Here is a 16,272-nt window from a genome sequence, read left to right as displayed (position 1 = left end):
TGGAGATGACTTTAGTCCTGAGGTGAAAGAAAAATTCAAAAAACAAAGAACACCAATTGATCACAATCAAAAACCATAATTAAAAGACTGCGGCGTAGGATAATACAGTATTTTTCATCAAGCTATTTAAGTAATACTTTTAACATGAAAACCACCCGCCATAGCGGGTGGTTTTTTCAGTATCAACGATCAACTCCAAGCACCAACACCAATCACCCCAACGGCGGCGTGCGTGGCGGCACCATACGCTTGCTGCCGGTGGACTCGAAGGCCGAGGCGATGCGCAGCAGGTTATTGTCGTCATAAGCGCGGCCGGCGAAGGTCAGGCCCACCGGCATACCGATATCGGCCATCACCCCCATGGGGACTGTGACGGTCGGCACGCCGAGATGGCGGATGGCGAGGTTGCCGTTGGCGACCCAGATGCCGTTGCTCCAGGCGATATCGGCGGAGGCCGGATTCACATCCGCGTCAGCCGGGCCGACGTCGGCAACTGTGGGGAACAGCACGGCGTCGAGCTTCAGCTCGTCCATCCAGTCTTCCAGATCCAGCTTGCGGGTCTGCTCCAGCCCACGCAGGCCGTCCGGCACAGAGGCAATCTCGTCAAAACGCTTGAGGCCGCGCTTGGCCATCTTGACGTACTCGTCCATGCCCGCCGCCAGATCCCCCTCGCGGTTCGGCAGGGTGCCCGGATCGTGGGGGAAGATCTTCGGCCCATCGACATCCTCAAGCTTGTTCAACTTGGGATCGCCGTTGGCGCGCAGGAAGTCGTCGAACGCCCAGCCGGAGAGCTCCCACAGCTCGTCGTTGAGAAACTCAGGTGACACTATGCCGCGATTGAACACAGTCGGCGCGCCGGGTCTGTCCCCTTCGCAGTTGGAGACCAGGGGGAAGTCCACTTCGATGACTTCGGCGCCAGCGGCTTCCAGCGCCTGACGGGCCTGTTCCCACAAGGCGATCACCGACGGGCGGGTATGGATACGCTGGCCGGTCGGGCCGCCGATGCCGGGGTGCTCGCTGGTGCCAGCCAGTTCATCCTTGTTGATAAACATGCGCGGCACACCGAGGCGCTTGCCCTTGAGGGCATCAGGCTTGGCTGCCAGCTCAAGATAAGAAGCCGGACGCACCTCGGAGGCCTTGGGCAGCTGCACCCAGGGCTGCATGCGCCACAGATCGCCACGGGTGTCGCTATCATCGGCAACCACTACATCGAGCACTTCCAGCAGATCGGCCATGGTGCGGGCGTAGGGCACGACCACGTCCATGGTCGGAGTCAGCGGCCAGTTGCCGCGCACCGAAATCACGCCACGGGATGGTGTGTAGGCACACAGGCCGTTGTTGGAGGCAGGGCCACGGCCGCTCGACCAGGTCTCTTCCGCCAGACCGAAGGCGGAGAAGCTGGCCGCTGTGCCGGTACCGGCACCGTTGGAGGAGCCGGAGGCAAAAGGCGCGGTCAGGTAATCGGCATTGTAGGGACTTTCGGCACGGCCATAGACGCCGCGCTGCATGCCACCATTGGCCATGGGCGGCATATTGGTTTTGCCCAGGCAGATGGCACCGGCGGCCCGCAGCCGCTCAACGGTAAAGGCATCACGCTGAGCCACCAGATCCTTGAAGGCCGGGCTGCCGGAGGCGGCAGTCAGCCCCTTGACCAGATAGCTGTCTTTGGCGGTGTAGGGGATGCCGTCGAGCGGACTCAGGGTTTCACCACGGGCGCGGCGGGCATCAGAATCTTGCGCCTCTTTCAGCGCGTCGGGGTTGGGCACTACCAAAGCATTAAGCTTGGTGTCGGTCTCGGGGCCGTTGTAGGCCTCGATACGGGCCAGATAGGCCTTGACCAGTTCGACCGCAGTGGTGCGGCCTGATTCGAGCGCACCGCGCAGCTCGGCAATGGAAACCTCGGTCACTTCGATCATGGGGATCTCCTTTAAAAGGGTGACTGTTTGTCATGATGATCGCCGCATCAGCGCCTGCGACCATCACGTCATCAAGAGATAAAACCCCACGGCGTGGGGTTTTGAATGTCTACACTCTTCGGCCAGCTTATTTGCCGGACGGGATCTGTTGGGTAATGCAGTGAATATTGCCACCGCCCAGCAGGATCTCCCGGGCCGGAACGCCGACCACTGTGTGATCCGGGAAGATCCCCTCCAGAATGCGCTGGGCCTCGCCATCGGTGGCGGCATCCAGCTGCGGGTAGACGATGCGATCGTTGGTGATCAGGAAGTTCACATAGGAACCGGCCAGACGGCCTTGTGCTTCACGCGGCACGCCGCTGCCGCTCTCGACGCCGGCAGACTCTTCGAAGGTCGAGTAGAGCGGGCCCGGCTGGGGCAGCTTCCACACTTTCAGCTTGCGCCCCTTGGCGTCCACGGCGGCCTCGAGCACCTTGAGGGCGGCCAGAGAGCGGGCGTACTGGGGATCATTCTGGTCGTCGGTCCAGTGCAGGGCCACTTCACCCGGGCGCACGAAGCAGCAGATGTTGTCGATGTGGCCGTCGGTCTCGTCCAGATAAACGCCCTCATTCAACCAGATGAAGCTGGTCACGCCGAGGTAGTCGCGCAAGTGCGCTTCGATCTGCTCCTTGGTCAGGTGCGGATTGCGGTTCTCGTTGAGCAGGCACTCGGCGGTGGTCATGCAGGTACCTTCACCGTCGACGTGGATGGAGCCCCCTTCCAGAATGAGCGGCGCGTCGTAGCGATCCATGCCATGCTGGGCCAGCATCTGGGCCGCCACCTCTTCATCTTGATTCCAAGGCGCATAGAGACCGCCCTTGAGGCCGCCCCAGGCGTTGAAGCCCCAATCCACACCACGGCACTCGCCAGCAGCGTTGGTGACCACAGTCGGACCGCTGTCGCGGGCCCAGCAGTCGTCACTGGCCATCTCGACCAGGGTGACGTGGGCGGGCATGAGGCCACGGGCCTGCTCCATAAACTGTTCCGGCACCCCCATAAAGACCGGCGTGGCACTACCGATGGCATCAGCCACCTTGGCAAAGGTCGCTTGCGCGAAGCGACCGGCGCCCCGCCAGTTGTCTGGGCGGTATGGCCAGATCATCCAGACGGCCTGCTGATGCGCCCACTCGGCGGGCATGGTGAAGCCATCAACGGCCGGGACTGAAGAGAGAGTCTTGATGCTCATCGTAATATCCTTGCGGGCCTGTGTGGCAATCTGTGCATCACAGGGCCGGTAATAGGGGAAACGGGCGGGCCTTGGCCCACCGGCTTGTCACCGGTTATGCAACCGTATAGCGAACCAGCTGCTCGGCGTGTGCGATCTTGGCTTCGATGTCCCAGGAGCAGGCCATCTGGGTGGCAGCCCTCTTAACCTTTGCCATCACCAGACTCCTTGGAGTGGATTGCGGCCCCCTCCCCGGCAGCGAACCGGACGGGGCATCCTAGAAAAAACAATGTGGGTTGCAGTGTAAGAAGTTGCGCGCCCATCCATCAAATGAATAGGATTAATTGTCCCATAAACAGCACGAATAATCCTCCCCATGAAATTGCACCAGCTCGACCTCAATCTGCTGCTCGCCTTTGACGCCCTGATGACGCTAGGCAGCGTCACCCGCGCCGCTGACTCGCTCTTTATCAGCCAGCCCGCCATGAGCCACGCCCTCGCTCGGCTGCGCACCTTCTTTGGCGATCCGCTGTTGGTGCGTACCCCGCAAGGGATGTTGCCCACCCCCCGCGCCCAGCGCCTGCATCTGGGTGTACAACAGGCGCTGCGGCTGCTGGAGCAACAGCTCAGCGAGGAGGAGGAGTTCGAGCCCCGTCACTCCAGGCGCCACTTCGTGCTCTGCACCACGGATTACGTGGAGTGCGTACTGATCCCGCCGCTTATGCAGCGCCTCAAGAAGCTGGCACCCGGAGTCACCATCGAGATCCGCATTCTGCGCGACACCCTGCCGGAGGCGGAGCTTGCCAGCGGCGAGATAGACCTGGTGCTGGGGTTTGACGAGTACATGCAGGTGCCGGGATATCTGGGCAAGGAGACCTGGCTGACCGAGCCCCTGGCCGGACTGGTGCGCGCCACCATGGCGCTGCCCGAGGAGCGGATCACGCTACGGCAGCTTGTTGATATGCCTCATGTATTTCATTCGCCGCTCGGCACCTCTGAGGCAAGTCTGGACCGATTCCTGAAAACCCTGGGCTTTAGTCGCACCATCTCGGTCAACAGCCAGAGCTACATGTCCGCCGCCACCATCGTCAGCCAGAGCGATCACCTGCTGGTGCTGCCCAGCATGGTGGCCGAGCTGCTCGCCAACCACTGGCCCCTGAAAAGCCTGCCGCTGCCGGACGCCGTGCCGGATTACCACCTCAACTGCGTCTGGCACCCGGTGCACGCCCAGCAACCCGCTTTGATGTGGTTGAAAGATCTGATGAAGGAGCTGGTGAACTCGGAGAAGGACTAGCACCCAGACAGACGTCTGCCCCTCCCTGATACCACGCCCAGCAACTTGTCTTGATGTGGCTGAAAGATCTGATGAAGGAGCTGGTGAACTCGGAGCCTGGCTAGCTCCGCGAAGGGGGTCTGGCACGCCCCTGATACCACGCCCAGCAACTTGTCTTGATGTGGCTGCAAGATCTGGTGAAGGTGCTGGGGATCCCGAGGGAAGAGGCCCAGCCGAGGGATCAGGCTCGCAGGGAGGCCATGACCTGACTGACCACGTCGCCGAGCAGCTCGGGCTCGGGGCGACATTGGCCAACGGTGACCAGGCCCTGGATGCTGACCAGCAGGAAAGCGGTCAACGTGGGGGTGGCGACGTCAGCGGCAAGCTCCCCTTTTTCCCTGGCTTGTTCGAGCACGACAGCCAAGTCCTCTTCCAATTCGCCATAGCTCGCCTTGAGGCGCAGGCGCAGCTCCTCGTCCTGCTCGGCAAGCTCCACCAGGGTGCGGGTGATCAGGCAGCAGCCGTCCAGGGTATCGCTCACCACCTGCCGCAGAAAACCCTCTATGGCCGCCAGCGGCTCACCCTGTGCAAACCGGGCCCGTCGACAGGCCCGCTTGCTCTCGATGTAGTGATCCACCACCGCCAGCAACAGGCCGCGCTTGTTGCCAAACGCCGCGTAGATACTGCCCGGGTGCAACCCGGTTGCAGCCACCAGATCCTGCATGGTGGTCTTGGCATATCCCTTGGATCGAAACTGCTTCCATGGCACTTTGCAAGACGGTTTCGCGGTTGAACTCGGCGCTGCGCATCGGGGGTCCTGTGGCTAGGGGTTGATATGGCGGCAAGTCTACCCCAGGGGCAGGGTCGGGCCAACTTATCTTGAACGGACATTCAAAAAAGACTTGCGCACAAAGCAAAAAACATCTTGAATGCACGTTCAAGAATCATCTGCCCCAGGACACATCGCCATGGATACTCTGTTTCAGCCTTACCGTCTCAATGCCAGCCTGACCCTGGCCAACCGCTTCATGATGGCACCGCTGACCCGCTGCATGGCAGGTCCCGGCCTGGTGCCGACCGAGCAGATGGCTGCCTACTATGGCCGCCGCGCCGACATCGGCCTCATCATCTCCGAAGCGACCATCATTCGTCCGGACGGTCAGGGTTATCCGAACACCCCTGGCCTCTATAGCGCCGAGCAGATTGAAGGCTGGAAAAAAGTGACCAGCGCCGTGCATGCCAAGGGCGGCAAGATCTTCGCCCAGCTGTGGCACGTGGGGCGGGTCTCCCACTCCTTCTTCCACGGCCAGCAGCCGGTCGCCCCATCTGCCATCGGTCTGGAAGGCACGTTGCCGCGCATGCGTGATCTGAGCTATCCGGTGCCGCGCGCCCTCGAGGTTGCCGAGATTGCCGAGCTGGTCGAGCAATACGCCCAGGCCGCCGCCAACGCCATGGAAGCCGGTTTTGATGGGGTCGAGATCCACGGCGCCAACGGTTACCTCATCGATCAGTTCCTGCACCACGCCAGCAACCTGCGTGATGACCAATATGGTCAGACTCCGGAGAATATGAGCCGCTTCGCCCTGGACGTGGTGGATGCGGTCAATGCCCGCATCGGCGGCGATCGGGTTGGCCTGCGCCTCTCCCCCGGTGCCTATGCCCACATGGAGGGCGATACCCGGGATCGCGGCGTCTTCGACTACCTGCTCGGCGAGCTGAACAAGCGCACCCTTGCCTATGTGCATCTGGGCATCTTCGATGACAGCCTCACTTTCGATTACCTGGGTGGCCGCGCCTCGGATTACCTGCGCGAGCAGTACGATGGCCATCTGGTCGGGGTCGGCAACTACAGCGCAGAAACCGCTGCCGAAGCGATCAAGGCTGACCGCTTCGATCTCATCGCCATCGGTCGTCCGCTCATCGCCAACCCGGACTATCTGGCGCGGGTGAAAAAATCCGAGCCCCTGGTGCCTTACTCCGACACCATGCTGGCCGAGCTGGTCTAAACCCAGCAATGCCCCGCTCTGGCCAGTGCCCGGCCATCACACCACTCTTTTTATGACCAAGGATGGGATCCGCGCCCCCCGGCGCGGGTTTCCAATGTTTAGGCCCTTTCAGGGCCTTTTTTTGTGCCCGCATTCCGCCCCTGGTTGTGGCTTCGCCAAGCAGCCCGACAAAAAAGTTGTTGATAGCAACCAAATGGTTATATTGGTTGTAGATGACAACCAAAAGGATAGACAGAGATGGATCCCCGCCCCCTGCGCGCCCTGTCGCGCGATCTGGTTCGTGAACTCGGCATGCTCTCCCAGCAGTGCGGCTCCCTGACGCTCAGCCCCCTGGAAGCCCATCTGCTGATCGAGCTCGAGACCGGGCCCGCCACCAATCAGCAGCTGGCCGACCGCCTGCGCATCGACAAGTCCAACGCCAGCCGACCCCTTGCCCGGCTCGTCGAGCGGGAACTCATCAGTTGGCAACCCCACCCCTCGGATGGACGCAGCAAGCAGGCCAGACTGACCGCCCATGGCTTGGCGCAATTGCAGGAGTTGCACCAGCAAATGGATGAGGCCATGAGCGATACCCTGGCCCAGCTTGCCCCCGAGGAGAGCGAACAGATCTGGGAGGGACTGCGACGCTATCGCAGCGCCCTCTCCCGCGCCCGCGCCCGTCGCCAGCAGGGCTATCGCATCAGGCCCATAGCGCCTGAGGACAACGCCGCCATCGCCGCCGTGGTGCGCCGCGTCTCTGCCGAATATGGCCTCACCGCCGACAAGGGTTACGGCGTAGCCGATCCCGTACTGGACGAGCTGTTCGAGACCTATGACGAGGCCGCGAGTCACTACTGGGTCATTGAAGGGCCGGACGGCGCCATTCTTGGCGGCGGTGGCATAGCGCCACTGCACGGGGAAGAGGGGGTTTGCGAATTGCAGAAGATGTACTTCCTGCCCGACTTGCGCGGCCTGGGATTGGGGCGGCGACTGGTATTGCAGGCGCTGGCGGAGGCACGCACCCTCGGATACTTGCGCTGCTATCTGGAGACAACGGCCAGCCTGCGCGAGGCCACCGCACTCTATGAATCCCTCGGTTTCGAGCACTTGCCAGGGCCGCTCGGCAGCACAGGTCACGATGCCTGCGAGATCTGCATGGTAAAAAATCTTCGCTAGACCAGCAGGCCAGTGCGGCCACCTATCGCAAGAGCAGAAGTGATGACCCTGGCGCCCCGAGGGACGCCAGGGATGACGGCGCTCTTAGCTCTCTTTGACGACCGTCTGGTCAACGTCCCGAGTGACCGGGCTCAAGGGCCGCTTGGCCCAGAGGCCGGCAAGCAGGGAGCCGGACAGGTTATGCCAGACCGAGAACAGGGTGCCCGCCACGGCGGACGCCGGGGTGAAGAACTTCATCGCCAGCGCCGTCGCCAGGCCGGAGTTTTGCAGCCCCACTTCGAAGGCGACCGTGCGGCAGATCCGCTCATCGAAGCCCAGCAGGCGGCTGACCCAATAGCCTGCGGTGATGCCGATGCCGTTATGCAGGATCACCGCCAGCGCCACTATGGGGCCTATAGTGGCGAACTGGCCGGCATTGAGGGCGACCACTATGGCGATGATCAGCACGATGGCCGCCATGGAGATGAGGGGCAGCACGGGTTCAAGCTTCTCGGTCAGCGCGTGCAGCCAGCTATTGAGCACGACCCCGATGACGACCGGCACCAGCACTATCTTGACCAGACTCAGCAACATGTCCAGCACCGGCACATCGACGCTCTTGCCCGCCAGCAACTGCACCAGCAGCGGGGTGATGATGACCCCCAGCAAGGTGGAAAGCGCCGTCATGGTAATGGAGAGCGCCACATCCCCCTTGGCGAGATAGCACATCACATTGGAGGAGGTGCCGCCTGCGACGCTGCCCACCAGCACCATGCCCACCGTCAGTTCGGCATCGAAACCGAGCAAGAGGCTGATCAGCAGCGCAGCCAGCGGCATGACGCTGAACTGCAACACCAATCCCAGCCCGATGGCCCGCTTGTTGTTCACCACATCGATGAAGTTCCTGGGTCTGAGGGTCAGCCCCATGGCCAGCATGATGATGGTGAGCAACGGCACTATCTGCGTCTTGAGGTCGACGAACAGAGCGGGTTGCCAGTAAGCCAGCAGGGAAAACAGTAAGGCCCAGAGTGGGAAGAGGTTGGTAATGCGTCCAAGCATGGCGATCTCCTGATCCAAAATAGAACGCGGGCAAAAAAGAAGGCCCGCGAGGGCCTTCTTTTATATCAGCTTTTACCGTCCGGGTGCGCGCGATATCAATGTTCGCGGGTCTGGCGGAACAAGACGTCCGGGTGACGCTCTTGAGACAGACGCAGGTTGACCATGGTCGGTGCGATATAGGTGAGGTTGTCACCGCCATCCAGGGCCAGGTTGACCTCGTTCTTGCGCTTGAACTCCTCGAACTTCTTGACGTCCGTTCCTTCCACCCAGCGGGCGGTGGCGACGTTGACCGCCTCGTAGAGGGCCTCGACGTTGTATTCGCTCTTCAGACGCGATACCACCACGTCAAACTGCAGCACACCGACCGCACCGACGATGAGGTCGTTGCTGATCAGCGGACGGAACACCTGCACCGCGCCCTCTTCGGAGAGCTGTACCAGCCCCTTGAGCAACTGCTTCTGCTTGAGGGGGTCACGCAGGCGGATGCGACGGAACAGCTCGGGGGCGAAGTTGGGGATGCCGGTGAACTTCAGCATCTCGCCCTGGGTGAAGGTGTCGCCTATCTGGATGGTGCCGTGGTTGTGCAGCCCGATGATGTCACCGGCGCAGGCTTCGATGGCCTGCTCGCGGTCACCGGCCATGAAGGTGACGGCGTCGGAGATGTTGACGTCCTTGCCCAGACGCACATGGCGCATCTTCATGCCCTTGGAGTAGGTGCCGGAGACGATGCGCATGAAGGCGATGCGGTCGCGGTGCTTGGGATCCATGTTCGCCTGGATCTTGAACACGAAACCGGAGAACTTCTCCTCGGTCGCCAGCACTTCACGCTCTTCGGTCTTGCGCGGCATGGGCGGCGGCGCCCAGTCGGTCAGGCCATCCAGCATGTGATCGACACCGAAGTTACCGAGCGCGGTACCGAAGAAGACCGGAGTCATCTCGCCGGCGATGAAGGCCTCGTGATCGAATTCGGGGGAGGCGCCCTGCACCAGTTCCAGCTCGCCACGCAGCTGGGCAGCCAGATCTTCGCCGATGGCGGCATCGAGCTCAGGGTTGTGCAACCCCTTCACCACCCGTTTCTCCTGGATGGTGTGACCCTGACCGGTTTGATACAGATAGGTCTCATCCTTGTAGAGGTGATAGACCCCCTTGAAGGACTTGCCGCAGCTGATGGGCCAGGTGATGGGGGCACACATGATGTTGAGCTCGCGCTCCACCTCGTCCATGACCTCCATGGGGTCGCGCACTTCGCGGTCCATCTTGTTCATGAAGGTGAGGATGGGGGTGTCGCGCAGCCGGGTGACTTCCATCAATTTGCGGGTCCGGTCTTCAACGCCCTTGGCGGCATCGATCACCATCAAACAGCAATCCACCGCCGTCAGGGTACGATAGGTATCTTCGGAGAAGTCCTCGTGACCCGGGGTATCGAGCAGGTTGACCAGGCAGTCGCGATAGGGGAACTGCATCACCGAGGTGGTGATGGAGATGCCGCGCTGCTTTTCCATCTCCATCCAGTCGGATTTGGCATGCTGGCCTGAGCCACGGCCCTTGACGGTACCGGCACGCTGGATAGCCTGTCCGAACAACAGGACTTTCTCGGTGATGGTGGTTTTACCCGCATCCGGGTGCGAGATGATCGCAAAAGTGCGTCTCTTGGAGACTTCACTCAGAAATTCAGCTGACATAGTTCGACGTTCTTCTATTGAGCGGCGGCTGTAAACCACCGTGGGAAATAAGAGATTGCGACGCGCGCAACGCGAGCCAACCCGAACAGGGCGGGTCTGATGAAAAGCGAGAAGGCGTTGCGTTACATGGGTGCGAGTGTCCGGCGTCTTAGCAAAATTGCGCCACATTATACCCGCGCGAGTGAAAAATACCCAGCCCGGCATGCGCCGGATCTGCCTCCCTCCGCCATCCCGGTCACTCGGCGCGGCACACCCGATTGCGACCGGCCCGCTTGGCGCTGTACATGGCCTCGTCGGCGCGGTGAATAAGCTCGCTGAGGCTCTCCCCCTCGCGCAGCTGGGCACAGCCGATGCTGACCCGGACCGGATGTTCGGCGGGCAACTCGGTTACCTTGAGTTCCTCGACCTGCTGGCGCACTCGCTCCGCCACCTCGACGGCCTCGGCCAGCAGGGTGTCGGGCAATAGCGCCAGAAACTCCTCGCCCCCGTTGCGCCCCACCCGGTCCAGGCTGCGTAGCGACCCCGAGATGCTGCTCGCCACCGCGATCAGTACCCTGTCCCCCGCCTGATGACCCCAACCATCGTTGATCTGCTTGAAGTGGTCTATGTCGATGATCAGCAAAGATAAGGGCTGCTCCAGACTCTTCGCCTGCTGCAGCATGGTCTTCGCCTCGGCCTGGATCTGGCGTCGATTGTGAATGCCGGTCAGCTCGTCCGTCATGGCGAGCCTGCGCATCTTGCGACTGCGACTGAGTTGATAGAGCACCACGGCGCCGAGCAGCAGCAGTACCAGTATCGTCACCAGCGTCTGCCAGTAGCGCCGCTCCTGTAGCTGATCCAGCAGTTGGGCCTGCAACGCCTGATGAGTCTTGAGGTTCTCGTTCTCAACCTCCTTGCGCGCCAGATCGAACTCGAAACGCATCTGGATAGAGCGCTGGGCGCCGAGATCCCGCTCCAGCTCCTCCCAGATCGCCACATAGCGCTTGAGCGAGGCCAGGGCGGCATTGGCCTGACCCTGTTTTTCCAGGATCCGTGCCTGCACCCGGTAGATGGTGGCGAGAAAACGCTGGTTATGCTCCTGAATGAAGATGGGTTCGGCCACCGCCAGGAAGTAGAGCGCCCGATTCAGTCGGCCATGAGCCTCTTCGGCCAGCCCCATGACCAGTCGCCACTGGCCCAGCGTCGCGGTGTCCGTCTCCTGTTTGCGGCTGAGCAGGGTCTCGGCCTGCTGCAAATTGACCAGTGCCTCATCCACCCGACCCAGTTTGAGCTGGCTGTGGGCCACTTCGGTCAGGGCCCAGGCTTCATCCATGCCCCAGCCGTTGCGCTTGAAATAGTGCGCCGCCTCTTCAAACAACGCCAGCGCCTCGGTGTGGCGTCCCGTGTCCGAGTAAAGAATGCCGAGCTGGGAGCGGATATCGTTCAGGTTTTCCTCATCCCCCTGCTGCTGATAGGCCCTCTCCAGCTCCTGGAAGTATTCGAGCGCACGATCAAACACCCCCATGCGGCGATAGGTATTGGCTATCTCCCCCAGTTGGTGCAGCCGCCAGGCTTCGAGCCCGAGTCGTTCATAGATGTCATGGGCAATGAGTTGATCCTTGAGGCCGGCGGCCAACTGGCCCTGATAGGCCTGCATGTTGCCACGATAGCTCAAGGCGTCCGCCATCAGCCGCTGAGCCCCCGCCGCCTCCGCCAACGTGAATGAAGCGTCATAGTCGCGACGGGCATGGGCCATCTCGCCCAGCAACTGACTGTGCCAGCCCCGGCAGTTGAGCAGGGCTATCTCAGCCAGCCCATCCTGGCGGGCACGGGCCTGTTGCAACTGCTGGCTTGCGAAGGTGATAGCGGCGCTGTAGTCGCTCGTGTTCTCGGCGGGCAAGGCCCAACACTGCAGGCTCACCAGACGGCCGTAGAGGGGGTTGGTGGCATCTATCTGGCGTGACAATGCCTGCACCCTGGCCTGAAATTCGCCATGGGGCTGGAAGCCGTTCTCTAGCTGAGCCAGCTCCGTCAGCAGAGACTCGCTTTGTGGGCGCGTCCCTGCTGGCGCATCAGGCGCTGCCCAGACCGACCCTGCCAGCAGCGTCAGGCAGAGTAACCAAAGGGATGAATGATTGACGCCGTTCACAGGCCTCCAGCGGCATTTAGTTGATAAATCGGATAATTAGACTTTCTATCATATCCTGCATCAGGCTGACTTATGATGAAATAATCATCCATTATCTCTATAGTCAACGATCTAGCCGGGGCCAGGTGACGACGTATCATTCCAAGCCCTCCCCCCACGTCCTGCGCCATATGCCAGGACATGCAGAGACAAATGGTCCCCACGTGACAGGAAAGGTCCCCCAGGATTACGAGGCGCTGCTGGTCGCCTATCGGAAACTGCAACAGGAAAACGAGCGACTCAAGCGCATCGCCGATGACGCACGGGAGAAGCTGGACGCGGCCATGGATGGCACTGGTCTCTGTATCTGGCAGAACCATGTTCCTACCGGCAAGCTCATCATCTTCAATCGGCGCTGGGGTGCCATGCTCGGCTATCAACCCAAGGCGCTGGAGGCCCACTTCGACGTCTGGCGCGAACACCTGCATCCGGAAGACAGAGAACGGGTGCTCAAAGCTTTCCTGGATCATCTGAGCGGCAAGACCCCCTTCTACCAAGCCCTGCACCGCATGCTGGCCAAGGATGGCAAGGTAACCTGGGTGCTGGACCGGGGCCGCGTCGTGGAACGGGATCAGGCCGGCAACCCGCTGCGGGTCATGGGCTCCCACATGGATGTTACCCACGAGAAGGAGTTCGAGCAGCAGCTTGCCCTGCTCGCCCACAGGGATCCCCTCACCCATCTGCTCAACCGCGCCGCCCTGCAGCGCCAATTCCCCGGTACCCATCAGACGCTCTGCTTCATCGATCTCGATGACTTCAAGCAAGTGAATGACAGCCTGGGCCACAGGGCCGGTGACGAGCTGCTGGTCGAGCTGGCCCGCAGGCTCAGGAGCATCTCTCCCCAGGATGCGGTTCTCGGCCGCCTCGGGGGAGACGAATTCATACTGCTGCTCCCCTGGCCAAGCCGCGACTCCCGCACTCTGCAGTTGGCCCAGGCCTGCCAGCAGGCCATCTCGGCCCCCTTTCCCCTCGCCAACGGCGAAGCCTGCATAGGACTGAGCATGGGGGTTGCCCAGATCCGGCCTCAGGATGACTTCAGCACGGCCCTGGCGCGGGCGGACAAGGCCATGTATCAGGTCAAACATGGGGGAAAACGCGGTTTTCATATCGCCCACCCCAGCGGTCAACCCCTGCTCGATCAGGAGCAGGTCAACGAACGGGCCCTCGACCACCGCTCCCCCTCCTGAGCCCGGTCAAATGGCCGCGGCCTCAAATGGGCAGCGGCCCCATCACCTTGACCGCACGAATGGCGAAATGGCTGTTGATGTCATTGACCATCGCCAGCGACTGCAAGCGCCGTACCCACTGTTCGTAAGCGGGCAAGTCGGGCACCACCACTTCCAGCAGATAGTCGTAAGTCCCGGAGACGGTATGGCAACTGATCAGCTCCCCCATGGCGGACACCGCCTGCTCGAACGCCTCCACCAGTGCCTCCTTGTGCTGACTGAGCCGCACATTGACGAAGACGGTGATCCCCAGCCCCAGTTTCTCCCGCGCCAGTATGGCGCGATAACCCTGGATATGGCCCTCCCCCTCCAGCCGCTTGAGGCGCCGGGCACAGGGGGAAGCGGACAAACCCACTTGTTGAGCCAGTTCGACGGTGCTGAGCCTGCCGTCTTGTTGCAGCAGTCGCAGCAACTGTAAATCTATCCTGTCGAGCATCTTGGTGGTTTCCATCAAAAACAGGTACCTGATTACCTGAAATTACCAATATATACGGGAAATCACCAAGAGTTTGCCCTGAAACGCCCCCCTGTTTCACCTGATAATCAGGTATCACCCTGGAGTCTGACCCACGCAAGGAGCGCCTGTGTCTCACCTTCCTCATTCCCGTCTCGGTGGCTGGGCCGCGGCCCTGGCGACAGTGCTGCTCTGGTCCGGTTTTTTCCTCTCGCTAAAAGCAGGAGCCCAGGCCAGCCTGCCCCTGCTCGGCCTTGCCCTGCTGCGTTACGGGGTGCCCGCCCTGCTGCTGGCGCCCCGTTACTGGCGGGCAAGAGCCAGGTTCAAGGCTGTGCCAGCCCGCTGGCGGATCGCCATCATGGCCGGGGCCGGGCTGCCCTTCTTCTGGCTCGGGGCGAGTGGCATGCAGCTCGCCCCCGTCAATCAGGGCAGTGCCCTGATCCCGGGCCTGGTACCACTTTGGGTCGCGCTCTTGCTGTGGGGAATGGGAGAGTGCTGCGGCCCGCAGCGTCGGCTCGGACTGAGCCTGATCGCCTCGGCGCTGCTGGTCATGATATGGCACGCCGCGCCCGGGATCTGGCTCGGCCAGCTCCATTTCATCGGCGCCGCCCTGCTCTGGGCCCTGTTCACTCTGGGTGTGAAACGCAGCGGGCTGGGCCCCCTGGATTCGGCCGCCCTGGTGGCCGTGCCCTCGACCCTGGTGCTGCTGCCCATAGTGCTCTGGCAAGGCTGGCCAGCGGGCGGCACTGGGCAAACCTGGTTATGGCAGGGAATAATGCAGGGATTGGGCGCGGGTCTGGGGGCTGCGCTTTGCTACGGTCATGCCATCCGGGTATTGGGAGCCGAGATCACCTCGGCGATCGGCTCGCTCACCCCATTGGTGGCGAGTGCCCTTGCCTGTCTGCTGCTTGGCGAAGTGCTGACCCTGCCCCATTGGCTGACCCTGGCCTTGCTGGCGAGTGGCGTCATGCTGGCCAGCCGGGTGGCTGGCCCCTCAGCTCTGCTGCCAGCGTCGCAGCAACCGGCCACGCAGGCCGCAATCGAGTAGCCAGCTGTTGTCAAACACCCGCAGCAGTGCAGGTTTGGCGTGGCGGGACATGGCCACGGCATGGAAGCGCGTTTGCTGCCTGCGCTGCTCGTTCATCTGATCCAGCAGGGCATGGGGCAGGCTCTGGGCGATGAAGTCGGAGATGACCAGCACATCCGCCTTGGCAAAGGCGGGTTGCTTGAGCTGCTCCAGGGCCTGGGCGAGACAGGGCACCAGATCGGTACCCCCGTGGAAGCTCATGGAGAGGAAACGCTCCGTCTGATCCAGTCCAGTGTCGGCGCGGATCTCCAGGGTGGCCACCTCGGTGGAGAACAGCATCAGGAAACAGCCCCGCTGCTCATCCATGGCCACCTTGAGCAGGGCAAGGAAAAGTGCCTTGGCACACTCCTCCGGATAGCCCCCCATGGAGCCCGAGGTGTCGATGCAGACGATGAAGGGGCCGCGAGACTGCGGCTCTGTGCCGCCCGCCTGGGGAGTACGCAGCAGCAGACGCTGGCGTGGCAAGGTGCCACGGCACTGGTAGCTGAGCAGGCGTCGCTCAAGATAGCGGCGATAAAACTCCAGCTCCAGCTCGGGCAGGCCGAGCATCACGGCCTCGCTGGACAGCATTCGCATCAGATCGTTGCCCGGGTGTATGCCCACCAGATCATCCGGCACATCATCGCTCACCGCCTCGGCCAGCTCCTGCATCAGTACAGGCGGCACGGGGCGCTCGCGAGACTGACGATCCTGCTCGCTGCGACCGAGCATGTCTGCGATCTCCCGCAGCAGGGGTTCGCGCTCGAGCATGCGCGCGTACTGCTTGATGAGTTCCAGGCTGCGTTTGTGCCAATGACCCTGGGCGAGATCCCACAGGCCCCCAGCCGAGATCTGGTGCGGATCCAGCGCATCGGCCAGGGTACGGTTTGCCAGCAGTTGATCCTCTATCTCCTGGCGCAGCTTTTCTCGCTCCGCCTCGGCTATCTGGTGCTGCAACTGCAACAAGGCACCAACCAGGCTACTGCGCCACTTCTCGATAAACAGCTTTTGCAGCCCCTCGCCGGGATGTTCGCTGAGCTGGCGTACCAGACTGCGCGCCTCACCGGCGAAGGGACTGCTCGGCG

Annotated in this window: 12 protein-coding genes and 1 pseudogene; 5 read left to right on the top strand and 8 right to left on the bottom strand. The window is 62.0% G+C overall.

Annotated features, from left to right (window positions below; all coding sequences use genetic code 11):
* Window positions 1–212: 212 nt before the first annotated feature.
* Window positions 213–1,916, bottom strand: coding sequence for an amidase (locus G113_RS12660; protein WP_005903071.1), 1,704 nt, complete (start codon window positions 1,914–1,916; stop codon window positions 213–215).
* 127 nt (window positions 1,917–2,043) lie between these two features.
* Window positions 2,044–3,141: an agmatine deiminase gene (aguA, locus tag G113_RS12655; RefSeq protein ID WP_005903069.1), complete on the bottom strand. Its 1,098-nt coding sequence runs from the start codon at window positions 3,139–3,141 to the stop codon at window positions 2,044–2,046.
* A gap of 355 nt (window positions 3,142–3,496) precedes the next feature.
* Here aguA and G113_RS12650 point away from each other — a divergent pair, with 355 nt between their 5' ends.
* The gene (locus tag G113_RS12650; protein WP_005903066.1) at window positions 3,497–4,414 is read left to right on the top strand and encodes a LysR family transcriptional regulator; all 918 of its coding nucleotides are present in this window, start codon (window positions 3,497–3,499) and stop codon (window positions 4,412–4,414) included.
* Window positions 4,415–4,634: 220 nt separating this feature from the next.
* Here the strand turns inward: G113_RS12650 and G113_RS12645 are convergent.
* A pseudogene (locus G113_RS12645) lies at window positions 4,635–5,202 on the bottom strand (TetR/AcrR family transcriptional regulator).
* Window positions 5,203–5,361: 159 nt separating this feature from the next.
* On the opposite strand from G113_RS12645, the gene G113_RS12640 reads away from it, so the two are divergent.
* Complete coding sequence (locus G113_RS12640; RefSeq protein WP_005903063.1) at window positions 5,362–6,399, top strand: alkene reductase; 1,038 nt, start codon at window positions 5,362–5,364, stop codon at window positions 6,397–6,399.
* Between the two features lie 237 nt (window positions 6,400–6,636).
* A complete protein-coding gene (locus G113_RS20590; RefSeq protein ID WP_005903061.1) occupies window positions 6,637–7,554 on the top strand; it encodes a bifunctional helix-turn-helix transcriptional regulator/GNAT family N-acetyltransferase in 918 nt (305 codons plus the stop codon).
* A gap of 84 nt (window positions 7,555–7,638) precedes the next feature.
* On the opposite strand, the gene G113_RS12630 is transcribed toward G113_RS20590, so the two are convergent.
* The 3 genes from G113_RS12630 to G113_RS12620 form a co-directional block, all read right to left on the bottom strand.
* Window positions 7,639–8,592, bottom strand: coding sequence for a bile acid:sodium symporter family protein (locus G113_RS12630; RefSeq protein WP_005903058.1), 954 nt, complete (start codon window positions 8,590–8,592; stop codon window positions 7,639–7,641).
* A 95-nt stretch (window positions 8,593–8,687) separates the two neighbouring features.
* Window positions 8,688–10,274, bottom strand: a complete 1,587-nt coding sequence (gene prfC, locus G113_RS12625; protein ID WP_005903056.1) for a peptide chain release factor 3 — start codon at window positions 10,272–10,274, stop codon at window positions 8,688–8,690.
* A 235-nt stretch (window positions 10,275–10,509) separates the two neighbouring features.
* On the bottom strand, window positions 10,510–12,402 hold the full coding sequence (locus G113_RS12620) for a diguanylate cyclase (protein ID WP_005903054.1): 1,893 nt from the start codon (window positions 12,400–12,402) through the stop codon (window positions 10,510–10,512).
* 203 nt (window positions 12,403–12,605) lie between these two features.
* On the opposite strand from G113_RS12620, the gene G113_RS12615 reads away from it, so the two are divergent.
* A complete protein-coding gene (locus G113_RS12615; RefSeq protein WP_005903053.1) occupies window positions 12,606–13,628 on the top strand; it encodes a sensor domain-containing diguanylate cyclase in 1,023 nt (340 codons plus the stop codon).
* A gap of 22 nt (window positions 13,629–13,650) precedes the next feature.
* On the opposite strand, the gene G113_RS12610 is transcribed toward G113_RS12615, so the two are convergent.
* Window positions 13,651–14,118, bottom strand: a complete 468-nt coding sequence (locus tag G113_RS12610) for an Lrp/AsnC family transcriptional regulator (protein WP_005903051.1) — start codon at window positions 14,116–14,118, stop codon at window positions 13,651–13,653.
* Between the two features lie 133 nt (window positions 14,119–14,251).
* Here G113_RS12610 and G113_RS12605 point away from each other — a divergent pair, with 133 nt between their 5' ends.
* On the top strand, window positions 14,252–15,169 hold the full coding sequence (locus G113_RS12605) for a DMT family transporter (protein ID WP_005903049.1): 918 nt from the start codon (window positions 14,252–14,254) through the stop codon (window positions 15,167–15,169).
* Here the strand turns inward: G113_RS12605 and viaA are convergent.
* Window positions 15,116–16,272: ATPase RavA stimulator ViaA (gene viaA, locus G113_RS12600; protein WP_005903047.1), on the bottom strand; the 1,157-nt coding region annotated here is incomplete at its 5' end. The genes G113_RS12605 and viaA overlap by 54 nt on opposite strands.

Origin of the sequence: Aeromonas molluscorum 848 (assembly GCF_000388115.1) — a bacterium.
GTDB lineage: Bacteria > Pseudomonadota > Gammaproteobacteria > Enterobacterales > Aeromonadaceae > Aeromonas > Aeromonas molluscorum.
Note: the sequence above shows the minus strand (reverse complement) of the source record. Positions and strands in the feature narration are given on the sequence as shown.

Excerpts from the sequence above, each read along its gene's own strand:
- prfC (WP_005903056.1), bottom strand. The coding sequence starts at position 10,274 with ATGTCAGCTGAATTTCTGAGTGAAGTCTCCAAGAGACGCACTTTTGCG.
- G113_RS12630 (WP_005903058.1), bottom strand. The coding sequence starts at position 8,592 with ATGCTTGGACGCATTACCAACCTCTTCCCACTCTGGGCCTTACTGTTT.
- G113_RS12640 (WP_005903063.1), top strand. The coding sequence starts at position 5,362 with ATGGATACTCTGTTTCAGCCTTACCGTCTCAATGCCAGCCTGACCCTG.
- G113_RS12610 (WP_005903051.1), bottom strand. The coding sequence starts at position 14,118 with ATGGAAACCACCAAGATGCTCGACAGGATAGATTTACAGTTGCTGCGA.
- aguA (WP_005903069.1), bottom strand. The coding sequence starts at position 3,141 with ATGAGCATCAAGACTCTCTCTTCAGTCCCGGCCGTTGATGGCTTCACC.
- G113_RS12660 (WP_005903071.1), bottom strand. The coding sequence starts at position 1,916 with ATGATCGAAGTGACCGAGGTTTCCATTGCCGAGCTGCGCGGTGCGCTC.
- G113_RS12650 (WP_005903066.1), top strand. The coding sequence starts at position 3,497 with ATGAAATTGCACCAGCTCGACCTCAATCTGCTGCTCGCCTTTGACGCC.
- G113_RS20590 (WP_005903061.1), top strand. The coding sequence starts at position 6,637 with ATGGATCCCCGCCCCCTGCGCGCCCTGTCGCGCGATCTGGTTCGTGAA.